At 60.6% G+C, this 14896-nt stretch carries 14 protein-coding genes, 1 tRNA gene and 3 pseudogenes; 2 read left to right on the top strand and 16 right to left on the bottom strand.

Features of this window, described 5'->3' with window-relative positions:
- Positions 1–98 precede the first annotated feature (98 nt).
- The 10 genes and pseudogenes from JWR98_RS10370 to JWR98_RS10415 form a co-directional block, all read right to left on the bottom strand.
- Entirely contained in the window at positions 99–599 is a 501-nt protein-coding gene (locus JWR98_RS10370) for a methylated-DNA--[protein]-cysteine S-methyltransferase (protein WP_205489956.1), read from the bottom strand.
- Between the two features lie 101 nt (positions 600–700).
- Positions 701–946: a hypothetical protein gene (locus tag JWR98_RS10375; protein WP_341869742.1), complete on the bottom strand. Its 246-nt coding sequence runs from the start codon at positions 944–946 to the stop codon at positions 701–703.
- A gap of 171 nt (positions 947–1117) precedes the next feature.
- A pseudogene (locus tag JWR98_RS10380) lies at positions 1118–1480 on the bottom strand (type II toxin-antitoxin system HicB family antitoxin).
- Positions 1481–1513: 33 nt separating this feature from the next.
- Entirely contained in the window at positions 1514–1819 is a 306-nt protein-coding gene (locus tag JWR98_RS10385) for a DUF6482 family protein (protein ID WP_205489957.1), read from the bottom strand.
- A 21-nt stretch (positions 1820–1840) separates the two neighbouring features.
- Positions 1841–2365, bottom strand: coding sequence for a DUF3833 domain-containing protein (locus JWR98_RS10390; protein ID WP_205489958.1), 525 nt, complete (start codon positions 2363–2365; stop codon positions 1841–1843).
- 199 nt (positions 2366–2564) lie between these two features.
- Positions 2565–2638: transfer RNA gene (locus JWR98_RS10395), tRNA-Gly, on the bottom strand.
- A gap of 112 nt (positions 2639–2750) precedes the next feature.
- A pseudogene (locus JWR98_RS10400) lies at positions 2751–3634 on the bottom strand (alpha/beta fold hydrolase).
- Between the two features lie 305 nt (positions 3635–3939).
- On the bottom strand, positions 3940–4632 hold the full coding sequence (locus JWR98_RS10405) for a pseudouridine synthase (RefSeq protein WP_205489986.1): 693 nt from the start codon (positions 4630–4632) through the stop codon (positions 3940–3942).
- Positions 4622–4834 (bottom strand): cysteine-rich CWC family protein, encoded by a 213-nt coding sequence (locus JWR98_RS10410; protein WP_042944323.1) that lies wholly within the window; start codon positions 4832–4834, stop codon positions 4622–4624. The genes JWR98_RS10405 and JWR98_RS10410 overlap by 11 nt, the downstream gene beginning before the upstream one ends.
- A gap of 68 nt (positions 4835–4902) precedes the next feature.
- Positions 4903–6525, bottom strand: coding sequence for a methyl-accepting chemotaxis protein (locus tag JWR98_RS10415; RefSeq protein WP_078731973.1), 1623 nt, complete (start codon positions 6523–6525; stop codon positions 4903–4905).
- Between the two features lie 318 nt (positions 6526–6843).
- Here JWR98_RS10415 and JWR98_RS29370 point away from each other — a divergent pair, with 318 nt between their 5' ends.
- Positions 6844–7230 carry a hypothetical protein gene (locus JWR98_RS29370; protein WP_078731974.1) on the top strand — a complete coding sequence of 129 codons (387 nt, stop codon included), beginning with the start codon at positions 6844–6846 and terminating at the stop codon, positions 7228–7230.
- A gap of 55 nt (positions 7231–7285) precedes the next feature.
- Here the strand turns inward: JWR98_RS29370 and JWR98_RS10420 are convergent, their stop codons facing one another.
- The gene (locus JWR98_RS10420) at positions 7286–8398 is read right to left on the bottom strand and encodes an enoyl-CoA hydratase/isomerase family protein (RefSeq protein WP_205489959.1); all 1113 of its coding nucleotides are present in this window, start codon (positions 8396–8398) and stop codon (positions 7286–7288) included.
- 136 nt (positions 8399–8534) lie between these two features.
- Here JWR98_RS10420 and ung point away from each other — a divergent pair, with 136 nt between their 5' ends.
- Positions 8535–9227: a uracil-DNA glycosylase gene (gene ung / locus JWR98_RS10425; RefSeq protein WP_078731976.1), complete on the top strand. Its 693-nt coding sequence runs from the start codon at positions 8535–8537 to the stop codon at positions 9225–9227.
- A gap of 61 nt (positions 9228–9288) precedes the next feature.
- Here the strand turns inward: ung and JWR98_RS10430 are convergent.
- The 5 genes and pseudogenes from JWR98_RS10430 to JWR98_RS10450 all read right to left on the bottom strand — a co-directional run bounded on the left by JWR98_RS10430 (position 9289) and on the right by JWR98_RS10450 (position 14661).
- Positions 9289–10325, bottom strand: a pseudogene (locus tag JWR98_RS10430) (AbrB family transcriptional regulator).
- Positions 10318–11832, bottom strand: coding sequence for a tripartite tricarboxylate transporter permease (locus JWR98_RS10435; protein WP_078731977.1), 1515 nt, complete (start codon positions 11830–11832; stop codon positions 10318–10320). Before JWR98_RS10435 ends, JWR98_RS10430 begins: the two are co-directional and overlap by 8 nt.
- A gap of 1 nt (position 11833) precedes the next feature.
- On the bottom strand, positions 11834–12292 hold the full coding sequence (locus JWR98_RS10440) for a tripartite tricarboxylate transporter TctB family protein (RefSeq protein ID WP_078731978.1): 459 nt from the start codon (positions 12290–12292) through the stop codon (positions 11834–11836).
- Between the two features lie 59 nt (positions 12293–12351).
- Positions 12352–13335 carry a Bug family tripartite tricarboxylate transporter substrate binding protein gene (locus JWR98_RS10445; protein WP_078731979.1) on the bottom strand — a complete coding sequence of 328 codons (984 nt, stop codon included), beginning with the start codon at positions 13333–13335 and terminating at the stop codon, positions 12352–12354.
- Positions 13336–13368: 33 nt separating this feature from the next.
- A complete protein-coding gene (locus tag JWR98_RS10450) occupies positions 13369–14661 on the bottom strand; it encodes an OprD family porin (protein ID WP_205489960.1) in 1293 nt (430 codons plus the stop codon).
- Between the last annotated feature and the right edge of the window lie 235 nt (positions 14662–14896).

Genomic DNA, 14896 nt, shown 5'->3' on the forward strand with positions numbered 1-14896 from the left:
TCGCCGTACCTTGCTGCCGGTCCAGGTAGTGGTTCATCGGGTTTGAGCGTTTGTTCGATGACCAATCGTTTACTCGCGGTCCGATCGCGGCTGCATGATCAGAAGGGCAGTTTTACCTGGCCGCGCTCCTCGAGCGTTAACAGATACTGCTTGGCCTCAAGCCCTCCGGCAAAGCCGGTCAAGGTGCCCGAGGCCCCTATTACCCGATGGCAAGGTGCAATGATCGAGATTGGATTGCGCCCATTGGCGGCGCCGACTGCACGCACGGCTTTGGGGTTGCCGATCTGCTGGGCGATCTGGGTGTAGCTGCGGGTTTCGCCAAACGGGATGGTCAGCAGTGCTTGCCAGACTTGCTTCTGAAAATCGGTACCGGCGAAGTCCAGTTCCAGCTCGAACCGGTTGCGCGTGCCAGCGAAGTATTCGTTCAATTGGCGCTGCGCTTCCAGCAGTACCGGACTGTCGTTGGCTTCATGCAATGGGCCCAGGCGTACGCGGTTGGCGCGTTCTGTTTCCCACAAGATGGCGCAAAGTTTGCTATCGCGCGCCACCAGCGTGAGTTGGCCGACGGGGGAGGGCATGAGCGTGTATTCGCAGGGCATGGGCGGCTCCTCAAAAGGCTGGTGCGAAAGCTGATGTCGCCACTGTAGTTGCATTCCCTCGGTGGGAAACTACGTTTCTTGCGATCAAATTCCCTTTGCGCTTAGAAATTCCAGTAAACCCAACTGGAGAAAGGCGGGTACCAATAAAGCCGGGAAATATAATACAGACCCATCGGCAGTGACGCGGTGCCCATCCCGGCGAACGAGAAGGTATTGAGTAGGGTGGCAATCAGTGCCAGCCAACTCACGCGGCGGCTTGCGAAACGCCCGGCGAACCACACGCCATAGGCCGATGCTGCGAGGGATGCCAGGGACAGTAGCAGACCCAGTGGGTAAGGTAACCTCACCAAGGCGACCAAAAAAGGTAAACCAGCACCCAGCCCACCACCTGGCGCAGTATGGGTTTTGCCGTGTGTTGTTCAGGTTCGAGCATTGCAGTCGTCCCGTTCTATGGGCTGATAAGCCGGCATTATCGGGGTACCGGCTGTTTGCTGCTGTCGGATTTTGCTGGCGAGGTGTTACCTGTCCTGTTGCAATGCCTTGAGCGCGGCCGACGCCAGAAAACCCGAGCGGCTTTTTTCTTCAGGGTGGTGCATCACGTATTCATCGATACGGTTCAACAGATAGCCCGGCAAGGTGATGTTGAGTTTCTGCGCCTTGCCCAGGTACTTGGTGACATCGATATCGACGATCGCCCAGGTGCAGCCGGCGTAGTGCGGGTTGGCGGCATGCACGGTGACTTTTTGCGCGCCTGGAATCGGCGCGCCGTCTTCCGCCAGAATCTCGAAGTGCCCTTCGATCGCCTCACGGGCCATGGCCATGGCGTCGTCAAGATCGTCGCCAGCCTAGTAGCAGCCCGGAATGCTTCCCAGGCCGCCCATACCAAGGGGAAGGGGAGCCGATACGCAACGATCTTAAAAGGGCGCCGCCAGCGAAAACGGAATGCGCAGCGCACCAATAGCCCCGTCACGCACACCGCACATTTCATCATGCACGCACTGCTGCACCAACACACAGGGAAACGCTGGAACATGCTGCAACAGGTCGCGTAGATGAGTGCTGGAGCGCAGACGCAGGGTCTTGCCGTTATGATCCAGCAGAGTCTTTTCGCCGTGCTCCAACTTCACCCGCGCAATATAGAAACCGCCCTCCAGCGATAGCAATTGCAACTCTTGTATTTCGCCTTTTTCGGCCAGTTCGCTCAGCGTCTGCACATTCATCTTTCACCCTCGCTTCGCACGTTATTGGCGACGAAAGAACAACGTGACCTGACCCCATTCCACGCCGAACTTGGACATGCTCGAACGGTTGATCATCGTGTCCTCGTCCATCAGGTACATCCAGTCGTCGAAGCTCACCTCGTACACCGAGCCATCCACCGGCAGGTTCAGACGATAGCGCCAACGCAGCGCATTACCGGCCACCTCGCCGCGGGCTTCGCCGACCACATCACCCGCCCGTCCGCGCCAGCGCCCCGGGCCATCGGGGGTGAGCGTCCATACACGCTGCTGGCGCGTGCCGTCGCTGTACAGGAAGCGTTCGTCGAGAATCAGCGTGTTACCTTCGCGTCGGCTGGCAATCTCCACCTCGAAGCGCTTGGCCACTTCTCCCGAGCGCTTCTCGAAGATGCCCCAGGCCTTGACGGGTTTGCTGAAGAAGCGCTCCAGGTCCAACGTCGGTCGCTGGTCGGCATAGTGTTCCACCCCAACGCCTGTGCAGCTGCACAGGCCGAGTAGCAGCAACAGTGAAACCAGAAGACGTGGCATGGCCGGGCTCCTTGATCACGCGACGGGATGCCGGTGTTCAAGGCTTGATGGTTGTACAAAAATATAATTTTGTATAGGTTTTGCTCCGAAAAAACCAGGCCAATGGTCTGAACTCAGATTTTGCCCATAAAAAACCGACCATCAGGTCGTTTTTTATGCGTCCCCGTCAAGAAAATCAAGACGCGAAAGCGAAATGGAGTGGAGCGGGTAGAGGGAATCGAACCCTCAACTAAAGCTTGGGAAGCTTTCGTTTTGCCACTAAACTATACCCGCTCAGAGCGGCTGACTTTGTACCAGATGTTCGCCAGAATTTGAAGTTTTTCTTTGAAAATGTGCAGGTTGCGGCGAAGGCGCTCGTACCGTTGCTCCCTCGCCACATGCCCTCTCACATCGCAAACGCATGCTGCGTCTGGCCTTGGCTGTAGCGCAATCGGCTGACCTGCCGTTCTGACTTCAAGAAGCCCACCACCGCGTCTCGACTGTCCCGGCACGCCGCCTTATGCTCCATATCCAGAAAATGCCCCGTCGCCGCTATGGTGCTGAAGCTGCTGTTGGCCACATGCTGGCCAAACAACTTGGCGTCCTGAGCGCTGGTGTATTCGTCCCATTCGCCGTTGAGGAACAGCACCGGAATGTCGATGGCCTTGGCCGCCTTCAGATAGCACAACCGATCGCTGTTGAGCACTTGGCTGATATGGAAGTGCATCTGCCCGTATTCGTGCTCGGCCAGGCTGCTCACATGCTTGTAATTGAAGCGCTTGAACAGCGAAGGCAGGTGCTTGCCGATGGTGCTGTTGACCAAGTGGCCGACGCGGTCGCGGTCGAGGTTGCCGAGGTAATCGACGCCGCGCTCCAAGTAGTCGCGCATGGGCGCGTTGATCACTGGCGAGAACGAGCTGATCACGGCCTTCTCTACACGTCGCGGACGCTGGGCGAGCGCGATCAGGGTGCGGCGCCGCCCCAGGAGAACGACAGCACGTGTTCGGCGGCGAAGTGCTCGATCAGCTCCAGGAGGACCTGGCCTTCGACTTCTTTCGTCAGCATGTGCTCATGACGGTTATGGATTTTGGAACGCCCAGCGTAAGGCTGGTCATACAAAACCACATTGAATTGCGGGTGCAGGCTTTTCACGGTTTGGGCGAAGGAGGCCGTGGTGGCCATCGAGCCGTTGACCAGGATAATGGTCTTGGCCGCTGCGTCCGCGCGATAGAACTCCGTGTAAACCCGATACTGACCCTGTATATCCAACACAGCGATTTCTGGCCTCATGTCGTAAGACTCCTGGCAAGCGGGTAGGGCGCGCAGAACACTCTGCACGAGCTTTGTGACAGGTAGGCATACGCCTGGAAGATGAGGGCCCATGCCGGTCCGATGAAGGCTGGCCGACGGGTGTTGTTATGGCGGGCTGTTTGCCTGGAAGGCCCGTGGATCAAGCGCGGGCGAGGGCAAGGTGTTTCTTGGAGGTTATAGGTGACTCGCCAGTCATGTCATGGCGGCTGATTGGGAGTCAAGCACAGGCTCGGGATGTCGCAAGTCGCACAAATGGTTTTTTGCCATCGGCGGCCGAACGGTCGTCAGATCCGTCTGATTTCCTCAAGACTCAACGCTCGATATTCACCCGGCGCAAGCGCACTGTCCAACTCAAGCGGCCCCATGCGTTCGCGATGCAGGCCGATCACTTTGTTGTTGAAGTGTCCGAACATGCGCTTTACCTGGTGATAGCGACCTTCGATGATGCTCAAGCGCGCGGTCGTCGGCCCCAGCAAGGCCAGTTCGGCGGGTTGGGTGGTGAGGTCTTCAAACGCGAAGTACAGGCCGGCGGCAAACGTCGGCGCGTATTCGGGGCCGATAGTGTCCTCGGTGTGCACCCGGTAAACCTTGGGCAGTTTGGTCGTCGGTTGCGTGAGGCGCCGCGACCACTGGCCGTCGTTGGTGATCAGCATCAGGCCGGTGGTGTTGAAGTCCAGACGGCCGGCGATATGCAGCTCGTCTTTATCCGGCTCATCCAGCAAGTCCAATACGGTCGGGTGCTGCGGGTCCGACGTCGCACTCACGCAACCCTGCGGTTTATGCAACATGAAGTAACGCGCCGGTTTACCCGCCTGAATGACCTCATCGTCCACGCGCACACAACTGAAATCACGAACGTCGTGGTGCGGATCGCTGACCGCCACGCCATCGACGCTCACCCGCCGTTCAACCAACAGGAGGCGCACTTGCCGACGATTGAACCGGGGCAAGTTGCTCAGGAAGCGATCAATCCGCATTGCGGCCACGCAGCTGTTCGTCCACCTGGGCGCAGCGCGGGCACAGGCAGGCGCTGTTGCGCAACTCATCGGGCAGCGCCTGGAGCACCGCCGGGTCGATAGTGACGCTGTAGCACCAGCAGGCCTGGTCGGCGGTGCGCGGGTCGGCCAGGGTACAGTCGTTACGGGCGCCGCAGGCGGGGCAAAGGCTTGGCGTGGTCATGGGGCGGGCGGCATCGGGCAGGGTTCACTCGGACCTGCACGATACAGCGCCAACCCACAACAGGCTACTTACAGCTGGAACTTGCTGACCAGCACGTTGAACGAGGTGGCCAGGCGCGACAGGTCCTGGCTGGAGGCGTTGGTCTGGTGGGCGCCGGCGGCAGTCTGGGTGGACAGGTCCTGAATGTTCAGTAGGTTACGGTCCACTTCACGGGCGACCTGAGCCTGTTCCTCGGAGGCGGACGCGATCACCAGGTTACGCTCGTTGATCTTCGCCACGCTGGCGGTGATGCGCTGCAACGCCTCGCCGGCATTTTGCGCCAGGCTCTGGGTATTGTTGGCCCAGCTCAGGCTTTTGTTCATCGCCGCCACGGCGCCATCTGCACCGACCTGGACGGCACCGATCATTTTCTCGATGTCGACCGTAGACACCTGGGTGCGATGGGCCAATGCCCGCACTTCGTCGGCGACCACCGCAAAACCACGACCTTGCTCACCGGCGCGGGCCGCTTCAATCGCCGCGTTGAGCGCCAGCAGGTTGGTCTGGTCGGCGATGGCGCGGATCACATCGATGACTTTGCCGATCTCGCGGACCTGATTGGCGAGGTCCTCGACCGATTGCGTCGATTCATTGATCTCCACCACCATCGAACGCATGCCGGACACGGCCTGTGCCACCTGCTCGCGGCCGTCCTCGGCTTCGGTGGTGGCCTGGCGCGAGGCTTCGGAAGTAGACACCGCGTTGCTCGCGACTTCGTCCACCGCCGCAGTCATCTGGTTCACCGCGGTCGCCGCTTGTTGAATTTCATCGTTCTGGCGGGTCAGGCCACGGCTGCTCTCATCGGTGACCGCGCTGAGTTCTTCGGCGGCCGATGCCAATTGGTCGGAGGCATTGGCGATTTCCATCAGGGTGCTTTTCAATCCGCTCTGCATGTCGGACAGCGCCATCAGCAGTTGCCCGGCTTCGTCGGTGCGCTCGGTGATGATCGCTTGGGTGAGATCGCCCTTGGCAATGCGCTGTGCGCTCTGCACCGCCTGAGCGATAGGGCGGGTGATCAGCCGCGTAATCAGCACACCAATGATGATCGCGATAATGAACGCCAGCACGATACCGCTGATCATCCAGGTCAATGCGCTGTTGCGCAGTTCATCGGCGGCGATGGCCCCTTCCTTGATCTGCCGATTGTTGGACTCGATCATCACGCGGATCAGCTCGCGCGCCTGGCGAAACAGTTCATTGTTGGTGGTATTGAGCTGTGTGCGTGCCTGTTCGAGCTGACCGCTTTCCAGCATTGACATGATGCGATCCGAGCTGCTGATGTAGGCCGGCCAGATCTGGTCGAGCGTGTCACCCGCTGCCCGTTCGTCATCTTCCAACGAGGTGGCGCGGTAGGTGGCAAAAGCCGCCTGGCTGCGTTTGAGTTCGTTGGCGATGTCCTGGCGAACGCGGTCGCGGTCCTGCTGGGGCACATCGCCCTTGCTGGCATCCATCAATCGGTACAAACCACGGTTATGGGCGACCAGGCCATTGAGGGTCGCGGCGGTATTGCTGACCGACAATAAATTGTTCGAAAACGTCTTTTCCAGAGCGTTGGCGAGGCGCACGACGCCCTTGATACCCAAAAGACCAACCCCGAGGGTGACCAGGGCGCACAGTAAAAATGAAAGCAGCAGTTTGGTTGAGATCTTCATGAATCGAATCCGGCCAGGTTAGCGAAGGGCTTACGCTAGAGCCTCCCTGGTCTTGCGTAGCATCATAATGACATCATCGCAATCCGATTAGTTTCGATCCAGAAAAATTTACTTAATCGTTAAAGCAGCAGGTTAGTTGGGCGCTATAGGCTGCGCATGCTTCGTGCGGGGAAATCAACGTTCTGCATTGATGTATCAAGTTGTTACCAGAACGCACCAGATTCGGTTTTTGATGTCAGATATTTCGTCATTCAGTGAAAGCTGAATGCCGCCCTCCCGCGTCGCTGGAGGTGCTCTTCCGCGGTCCAGGAGGCCGCCATGTATCGACGACTGCTGCTCAGCGCTTTACTCGGTCTAACCCTTTCAGCTTGTGTGCCCTATTACGATGGAGGCGATGGAGGTCGCAGTTACTACCGTTCCGAGGTCTACACGTCGCCGGCACCGGCCTATTACTACGGCGGTGGCTCAGCGTATCAATATCGCCGGGACTATTACCCGTCGCCGCGCTATTACGCGCCTGCGCCACGTTACTATTCGGCGCCGCGTTATTACCAGCCGGCACCACGCTACTATCCGTCGGGACCCCGAGTCGGTTACCGGCCTTATCCGAACCAGGGCTGGGGGGATCGCTGGGGCAACGGCGGGCATGGACGCGGGGGCGATCGTGGTGATCGTGGCGATCATGGTCGGGGCGGCCATCGTTGACAGGTCTTGAATGCAAAGCGGCGCATGAAGCGCCGCTTTTTTATGCGCCAAGGTTTCAGTAGTCGGACAGATCCGCCAGCGGGTGCCGGCCCTCCCAGGCTTTGTTGAAGTGCGCCTGCACCACTGCATCCGGGAGCGTATGAATATCCGGCCAATGCCAACGGGGCGTCTGGTCCTTGTCGATCAACCGCGCACGCACCCCTTCGCTGAACTCCGGGTGACGGCAGCAATTGAGGCTCAGGGTGTATTCCATCTGGAACACCTGCGCCAGTGACAAATGACGGGCGCGCTGGATCTGTTCCCACACCAGGTGCGCGGTCAGCGGGCAGCCTTCGCTGAGTGTCTTGCCGGCGCGGCTGAACAGCGGGTCGGCGTGATCGCGCAATTGGCTCAAGGCGCGCCAGGCGGAGCGCACGTCACCCACGTCCAGCCACTCGTCGATCTGTGCCCGGCGCGGCAGCCATTGGGCCTCGGGTCGTTGATCGACGGCTTCCTGGGCCATGGCCTTGAACAGGCTGTTGAGCTGCATCGCGGTCTGTTCCTGCCAGTTCAATTGCAGCAGGCCTTCGATCAGTTCGTCTTGTTGGTCGTCGCGCAGGAAGCGGTCGGCCAGGCCCAGGTCCAGGGCGTCACGGCCGTTGACATGGGCACCGGTGAGGCCCAGGAACAAGCCGAGTTTGCCCGGCAGGCGTGAGAGGAACCAACTGGCACCCACGTCCGGGTAGAGGCCGATGCTGATCTCGGGCATGGCCAAGCGGCTGCTCGGCGTGACGATACGCACCGCGGCGCTTTGCAGCAGGCCCATGCCGCCGCCCAATACGTAACCGTGGCCCCAGCAGATCAGCGGTTTGGGGAAGGTATGCAGGCGGTAATCGAGACGGTATTCCGCCGCGAAGAACTGCGCGGCCAGGGCGGGCACCTCGCCGGGTTGTTCGCGGCAGGCCAGGGCCAGGCTGCGCACTTCGCCACCGGCGCAAAAGGCCTTGGGGCCGTTGCCGCGCAATAGCACGCAGGCGATGTTAGGGTCTTTGGCCCAGGCATCCAGGCGGTCGCCCAGGGCCAGGATCATCGGCAGGGACAGGGCATTGAGGGACTTTTCAGCGTCGAGGCTGGCGATGCCGACACGGGCACCGTCGCTGCCGGTCAGCTCTTCGAAGTGCAGGTTCATCGTGACCTCAATCGGGAAGGTGAAGGATGAGTATGATCGCTTGGCAGGAAAGTGCCGGTGGTGTGTCAGATCAATTGACAACCGGGGCCGGCTTTCCTAGGGTTCGCCTCATTATTTTTTACAAGACAACTCGATCATGACCGAAGGCGACCGTATCAAACTCGAACCCAGCTGGAAACACGCCCTGCGCGATGAGTTCGACAAGCCCTACATGAGTGAGCTGCGCGAATTCCTGCGCCAGGAACATGCCGCCGGCAAAGAGATCTACCCGCCGGGCCCGCTGATCTTCAACGCGCTCAATTCCACTCCGCTGGACAAGGTCAAGGTGGTGATCCTCGGCCAGGACCCTTACCACGGTCCCGGGCAGGCCCACGGCCTGTGTTTCTCGGTACAACCGGGTGTGCCGGCACCGCCGTCGCTGGTCAATATCTATAAAGAACTCAAGCGCGACCTGAACATCGACATCCCCAACCACGGCTACTTGCAAAGCTGGGCCGACCAGGGCGTGTTGATGCTCAACACCACCATGACCGTGGAACGCGCCAACGCCAATGCCCATGCGGGCAAGGGCTGGCAGTTCTTTACCGATCGGATTATCGAAGTGGTCAGCGCGCATCAACCACATTTGGTATTTTTGCTGTGGGGCGCCCATGCGCAGAGCAAGCAGAAGCTGATCGATGCCACCAAGCACCTGGTACTGACGTCGGTGCACCCGTCCCCGTTGTCGGCGTATCGCGGGTTTTTGGGCTGCGGGCATTTCAGCCGCGCCAACAAGTTTCTTGAGCAGAATGGCGAGACGCCGATTGAGTGGCGGTTGCCGGCGCTCTAAGGCCAGGCACATTCAAATGTGGGAGGGGCAAGCCCTCTCATATTTGAACTGCCTTGAGGGGCTAGAATTTTTCTGGCTGGCGATTCCAGTGCCGGAACAACGGCTCCGCCAGAAACAACACAAACAACAAGCGCATCACCTGCATCGCCGTCACTAATGGCACCGACAGTTGCAGGGTCTCGGCCGTGAGGCTCATCTCGGCAATCCCGCCGGGCATCATGCCCAAGGTCAACGAGCGCAGGTCCAGGTGGGTGAGGGCGCTCAAGCCCACCGCCGCCAACGTCGCCAGCGCCATGGTCAAGGCCGTGCCGATCAAGGTGCGCCCCAGAAACGACGGTGCGCTGCGAAAGAACTGACGATTGAAGTGGCAACCCAGGCCGCTGCCGATCAGCCATTGGCCGATCTGGCTGCCGCCGTCGGGCAGGCCGATGTGCAGGTCCCACACCACACTGGCGGTGGCGCTGACCAACAACGGTCCGAACAACCACGGGTTTGGCTGACGCAAACGCTGCCAGCCCCACGCCACCAGCGCGCCGACGGGAAACAGCAAGGCCAGCCAGGCCCAGCTCACCGGCGCCGGATGAAACTGCGGTGCACGCCCCCCAGCAAATACTTGAAGATCGCCGGCACACACAGCACCACCACCAGCACCCGCAAACTCTGGCCCGCCGCGACACGGCTGAGCACTGCGCCATTGCGCGCGCCGAGGTTGACCATCTCACCGGAACCGCCCGGCATGCTGGAAAAAAACGCGGTGGCGCGGTCCTCACCGCTGCGGCGCATCAGCCACACACCGACCACGCTCGACAGGCTGGTGACCAGCGCGCCGAAGAAGATCAGACCGAAGTGGCTCATCACCTGCTCGATCACCAGCGGCGTGAAGTGCAGGCCAATGCCGATGCCCACCACCCATTGGCCGCATTTGCGCCCGCCGGGTATCTCGGCCAACTGCCAGGGTGTGAGGCAACGCACTAGAATGATCGCCAGCAACGAGCCGACCATATACGGCAACGGCCAGCCGACGAGACTGGCCAGGTAACCGCCGGCCAGGCCGACCAGCGGTGTTGCCCACCAATGTTTAAAGGTGACTTCAGACATCGGCCAGGGCACGACGCTGTTGCGCACGTTTACGCCAGATACGCAGCAGCGGCACCAACAGCATGATCGCGGTCAGCACCCAGACGCCAAAGGTGATCGGGCTCGACCAGAGGATTTCCAGCGCACCGTTGGAGATCGACAGCGCCCGGCGCAGGTTCTGTTCCATCAGGCCGCCGAGGATAAAGCCCAGCAACAGCGGCGACAGCGGGAAGTCGAGCTTGCGCAGGATGTAGCCGAAGATGCCGATGGCGATCATCAGGAACAGATCGAAAGTGGTGGCGTGCACGGCGTACACACCGATCGCGGTGATGATGGCGATCACCGGTACCAGTGCCCAATTCGGCACGGCGAGGATGCGCGTAAAGATGCGAATCATCGGGATGTTGAGGATCACCAGCATGATGTTGGCGATGAACAACGACGCGATCAGGCCCCAGACGATGTCCGGTTGCTGTTGGAACAGCAGCGGGCCGGGGGTGATGTTATACAGCGACAGTGCGCCGATCATCACCGCCGTGGTACCCGAACCGGGTACGCCGAGGGTCAGCATCGGCACCATGGCGCCGCAGACCGACGCGCCGATGGCGGTTTCTGGCGCGGCCAGGCCACGCATGTCGCCTTGGCCGAACTTGCCGCTGGCACCCGCGATACGTTTCTCGGTCATGTAGGCCACGGCCGAAGCCATGGTCGCACCGGCACCCGGCAAGACGCCGATGATGAAGCCTGACACGCCGCAACGGATATTCACGGTCAACACCGACAAGGCTTCCTTGACGTTGAACATCATGCGTCCGGTGGCTTTCACCGCTTCCTGGCCGCGATGGGTTTTTTCCAACAGCAGCAGAATTTCACTGATCGAGAAGAGGCCCAGTACCAACACCACGAACTGGATGCCGTCGGTCAGGTGGATGTTGTCACCGGTAAAACGGTACACGCCACTGTTGGCATCGATGCCGACGCACGCGAGAAACAGGCCGATCAGCGCCGATAGAAAGGTCTTCAGCGGTTTGTCACCGGCCATGCCGCCCAGGCAGACAATCGCAAACACCATCAGTACGAAATATTCCGCCGGGCCGAAAGCAATCGCCCATTTGGCCAGCAGTGGGGCGAACAGCACCATGCCGCAGGTGGCGATGAACGCGCCGATGAAAGAGCTCCAGGCCGACAACGACAGTGCCACGCCGGCCATGCCTTTGCGGGCCATCGGGTAGCCGTCGAGGGTGGTCATTACGGTGGAGGCTTCACCCGGGATGTTCAGCAGGATCGAGCTGATGCGGCCGCCATATTCGCAGCCCAGGTACACCGCTGCCAGCAGGATCAGTGCCGACTCCGGCGGCAGGCCCAGGGCGAAGGCGATCGGGATCAACAGCGCCACGCCGTTGATCGGGCCCAGGCCCGGCAACAGGCCGACCACGGTGCCGATCAGTGTGCCGCACAGCGCGGTCACCAGATTGTAGGGGCTCAGCGCGATGCCGAAACCCTGGCCCAAATAGCCAAAAGTATCCATATCAGTTCTCCAGAACGTCGAGCAGACCGAGGGGCAGCGGTACGTCCATGGTTTTATCGAACAGCAGATAAAGACCGACGCTCATCAAGGTGATGATCACCGCACCGGGCAACCAGCGGCCGCCGTACAGCCGTGCCATCGGAATGCCGATCAGCATGCTGCTGAGAATGAAACCCAGGGATTCGAAAGTGCCGGCAAACACCAGCAACAACGCTACACAGATCGCGATCTTGATCAGCGTCGGTCGATCCAGCGCGGGTTCATCGTCGGTGTGTTTGGTCGGTTGCGGGCGAATCAGCATATAAACAAGCGCCAGACCCATCAGCCCGAGCAGCAGCAATGGGAAAGCCCTGGGGCCTACGGGTTCGTAGGAAAAGGCCGCTTGATAGGGCCAAGCCATCAGTGCCAGTCCGGCACAGGCCAGTAACAGCACGGCCGCGAAAATGCGTTGGAAGAGCATGGGAAACTCCTGGGCCACGTCTTCGCTGTGCAAAGACGTGGCGCGCGAACAGGGGGCGATTACTGGATCAGACCGAACTCTTTGGCCAGCACTTTGTAGTCAGCCACCTGTTTCTTCACGTAGGTGTCCAGCTCCGGACCGGTCATGGCAAACGGGAACAGCTCGCGCTGGTCACGCAGCTTGTCGAACTCGTCGGAGGCCAGCAGTTTGTCGAAAGCGGCTTTCCACCAGGCGTAGTCTTCATCGCTGACTTTTGGCCCGAGGTAGAAACCGCGCACCACCGGCCAGACGATGTCGTAGCCTTGCTCCCTGGCGGTCGGAATATCTTTCATTTCCGGCTCGTCCAGGCGCTTCTCGGCGAACACCGCCAGCAGGCGCATGTCGCCGCTCTGGATGTGCGGCATGGAGTCGGAGATGTCGGTACTGCCCACCTGGATATGCCCACCCAGCAGGGCCGTGGCGATTTCGCCGCCGCCTTCGAGCGCCACGTAGCGCAAGTCACGCGGGTTGATCCCGGCCGCCTTGGCGATCAGTGCGGTTTGCATCCAGTCCTGGCTGCCGACGGTGCCGCCGGAACCGATCACAACTTTGCTCGGATCTTTCTTCAGGGCCTGTACCAGGTCGTCGAGGGTCTTGTAAGGCGAATCGCTTTTCACCGCGATGGCGCCGTAGCTGGTGCCGACCGCCGCCAACCAACGCACGGCGCTTTCGTCGAAACGTCCGAATTTGCCCTGGGCCAGATTCAACAGCGAACCGCTGGACCACGCCACCAGGGTGCCGCCATCCGCAGGGCGCTGCGCCACCACCGCGTTGTAGGCCACCGCGCCCACGCCGCCGGGCATGTAGGTCACGCGCATTGGTTTGCTCAGCAACTTCTCGTTGACCAGCGCGCTTTGCGCCAGTTTGCAGGTCAGGTCAAAACCACCGCCGGGGGAGGCCGGGGCAATGCATTCCGGGCGCTTGGGCTCATCGGCGGCCAGCAGTTGGCCGGCGAACAGCATGCAGCCGGCGGCGAGGGCCAATTTACGCAGTGAAGGGGTCATGGTGATCTCCATCGTTGTTGTTATTGGGTCTATTTACCAGAGGGCGACGCTGTAGCTGACCAGCACACGCATTTCGTCCGCATCACGGGCCGAATAGTTGGAGCGGTACGTGGCATTGCGCAGGCGCACGGCCACGTCCTTGAACGTACCGGTTTGCACCACGTACTTGATCTCGGTGTTGCGCTCCCACTCTTTGCCGGTGTCGCCGTTCTTGAGCTTGATGTTGTCACCCGACAGGTAACGGCTCATGAAGCTCAGGCCCGGAATGCCCAGCTTGGCGAAGTCGTAGTCGTAGCGCGCCTGCCAAGAGCGCTCCTCGGCGCCGGCAAAGTCGTTGATCTGCACGAAGTTGACCAGGTACGGGTCGCTGCCATCCACATACGGGAAGGCGCTGTCGCCGGACATGTGCTGGTAGCCGGCGCTGAGCTTGTGGCCATTGAGGGCATAGCTGAACAGGCCGTTGAGGGAGGTGTTGTCGATCTTGCCGCCACGGGCCGCGCCGGTGTCATCGCTGATGGCCAGGCGCAGGTCGGCGGCGAAGGTGCCGGGGCCCATCGGGCGCGCGGCGACCAGGCCGAGGAAGTGCTGGCGGTACACGTCGTCGAGCTGGGCGAAGTGGTAGCTGCCGGTGATCTTGTCGGCGAACTTGTAGTCCACGCCACCGAAGTTGAAGTGCTTGCCAGTGGCACCGCTGAGAAAACGGCTGTTCTTGTTGTTGAGCGCGATGTCTTCGTAATTGCTGTCGTCGCGGTCCTTGGCCTTGTCCAGGCGGCCGCCGGTGAACGTCAGGTTTTTGAACTCCTTGGAGGTCAGCAGGCCACCATTGAACGTCTGCGGCAGAATGCGCCCGTCGTTGGGCTTGAGAATCGGCAGTTCAGGCATCAGCGAGCCGATTTTCAGCTCGGTGGCGGAGATTTTCACTTTGCCGGTCAACCCCAGCTTGGAGTATTCGTCGGCGGCGCGGCCATCGTCGTGGGTGGGCAGCAGGCCGGTGCCGGTGCGGTCGGGGCTGGAGTCGAGCTTGACGCCGAGCATGCCCAGCGCATCCACGCCAAAACCGACGGTGCCTTCGGTGTAGCCCGATTGCAGGTTGAGCATGAAGCCCTGAGCCCATTCGTCGCGCTTGGATTGCTGGGCACTGGTGCCGTCGCGAAAGTCGCGGTTGAAGTACATGTTGCGGGTTTCCAGGGTCGCGCTACTGTCTTCGAAGAAGGCAGCCTGGCTAAGCGGCGAAAAGCCGGCAAGGGCGGCGGCACTGGCGAAGGCGGTTTGGGTCAGGCGGGAAAAACGAACAGGCGGACAAGCCTGGGGCTGTGTCGACAGCATCGTGGTGCACTCCGTTATTGTTCTTATTTTGACGAAAACGCATCGAGGCGTTTTTCGGGCGCTACGGTTGAGGTAGCTGGGCAGGCAGGGTCTACCGTGTCTGGATGCTAAAGGGCGAAGCTTTCACTAACCTTTCAATCGCCTTTCAATGTTTTCGGGCTTCACAGGCCAGGTGGCGCCTGTAAACTGCCCGGCAAAGCGTGGCGCCGACCACCCCCGAACGAGGTAGAAATCC

The organism is Pseudomonas lactucae, from assembly GCF_016937615.1.
Lineage (GTDB): Bacteria > Pseudomonadota > Gammaproteobacteria > Pseudomonadales > Pseudomonadaceae > Aquipseudomonas > Aquipseudomonas lactucae.

Bases quoted from the DNA above. Each gene is read 5' to 3' on its own strand.
- JWR98_RS10370 (WP_205489956.1), bottom strand. From the start codon at position 599: ATGCCCTGCGAATACACGCTCATGCCCTCCCCCGTCGGCCAACTCACG.
- JWR98_RS10385 (WP_205489957.1), bottom strand. From the start codon at position 1,819: ATGAATGTGCAGACGCTGAGCGAACTGGCCGAAAAAGGCGAAATACAA.
- JWR98_RS10390 (WP_205489958.1), bottom strand. From the start codon at position 2,365: ATGCCACGTCTTCTGGTTTCACTGTTGCTGCTACTCGGCCTGTGCAGC.
- JWR98_RS10405 (WP_205489986.1), bottom strand. From the start codon at position 4,632: ATGCGGATTGATCGCTTCCTGAGCAACTTGCCCCGGTTCAATCGTCGG.
- JWR98_RS10410 (WP_042944323.1), bottom strand. From the start codon at position 4,834: ATGACCACGCCAAGCCTTTGCCCCGCCTGCGGCGCCCGTAACGACTGT.
- JWR98_RS10415 (WP_078731973.1), bottom strand. From the start codon at position 6,525: ATGAAGATCTCAACCAAACTGCTGCTTTCATTTTTACTGTGCGCCCTG.
- JWR98_RS29370 (WP_078731974.1), top strand. From the start codon at position 6,844: ATGTATCGACGACTGCTGCTCAGCGCTTTACTCGGTCTAACCCTTTCA.
- JWR98_RS10420 (WP_205489959.1), bottom strand. From the start codon at position 8,398: ATGAACCTGCACTTCGAAGAGCTGACCGGCAGCGACGGTGCCCGTGTC.
- ung (WP_078731976.1), top strand. From the start codon at position 8,535: ATGACCGAAGGCGACCGTATCAAACTCGAACCCAGCTGGAAACACGCC.
- JWR98_RS10435 (WP_078731977.1), bottom strand. From the start codon at position 11,832: ATGGATACTTTTGGCTATTTGGGCCAGGGTTTCGGCATCGCGCTGAGC.
- JWR98_RS10440 (WP_078731978.1), bottom strand. From the start codon at position 12,292: ATGCTCTTCCAACGCATTTTCGCGGCCGTGCTGTTACTGGCCTGTGCC.
- JWR98_RS10445 (WP_078731979.1), bottom strand. From the start codon at position 13,335: ATGACCCCTTCACTGCGTAAATTGGCCCTCGCCGCCGGCTGCATGCTG.
- JWR98_RS10450 (WP_205489960.1), bottom strand. From the start codon at position 14,661: ATGCTGTCGACACAGCCCCAGGCTTGTCCGCCTGTTCGTTTTTCCCGC.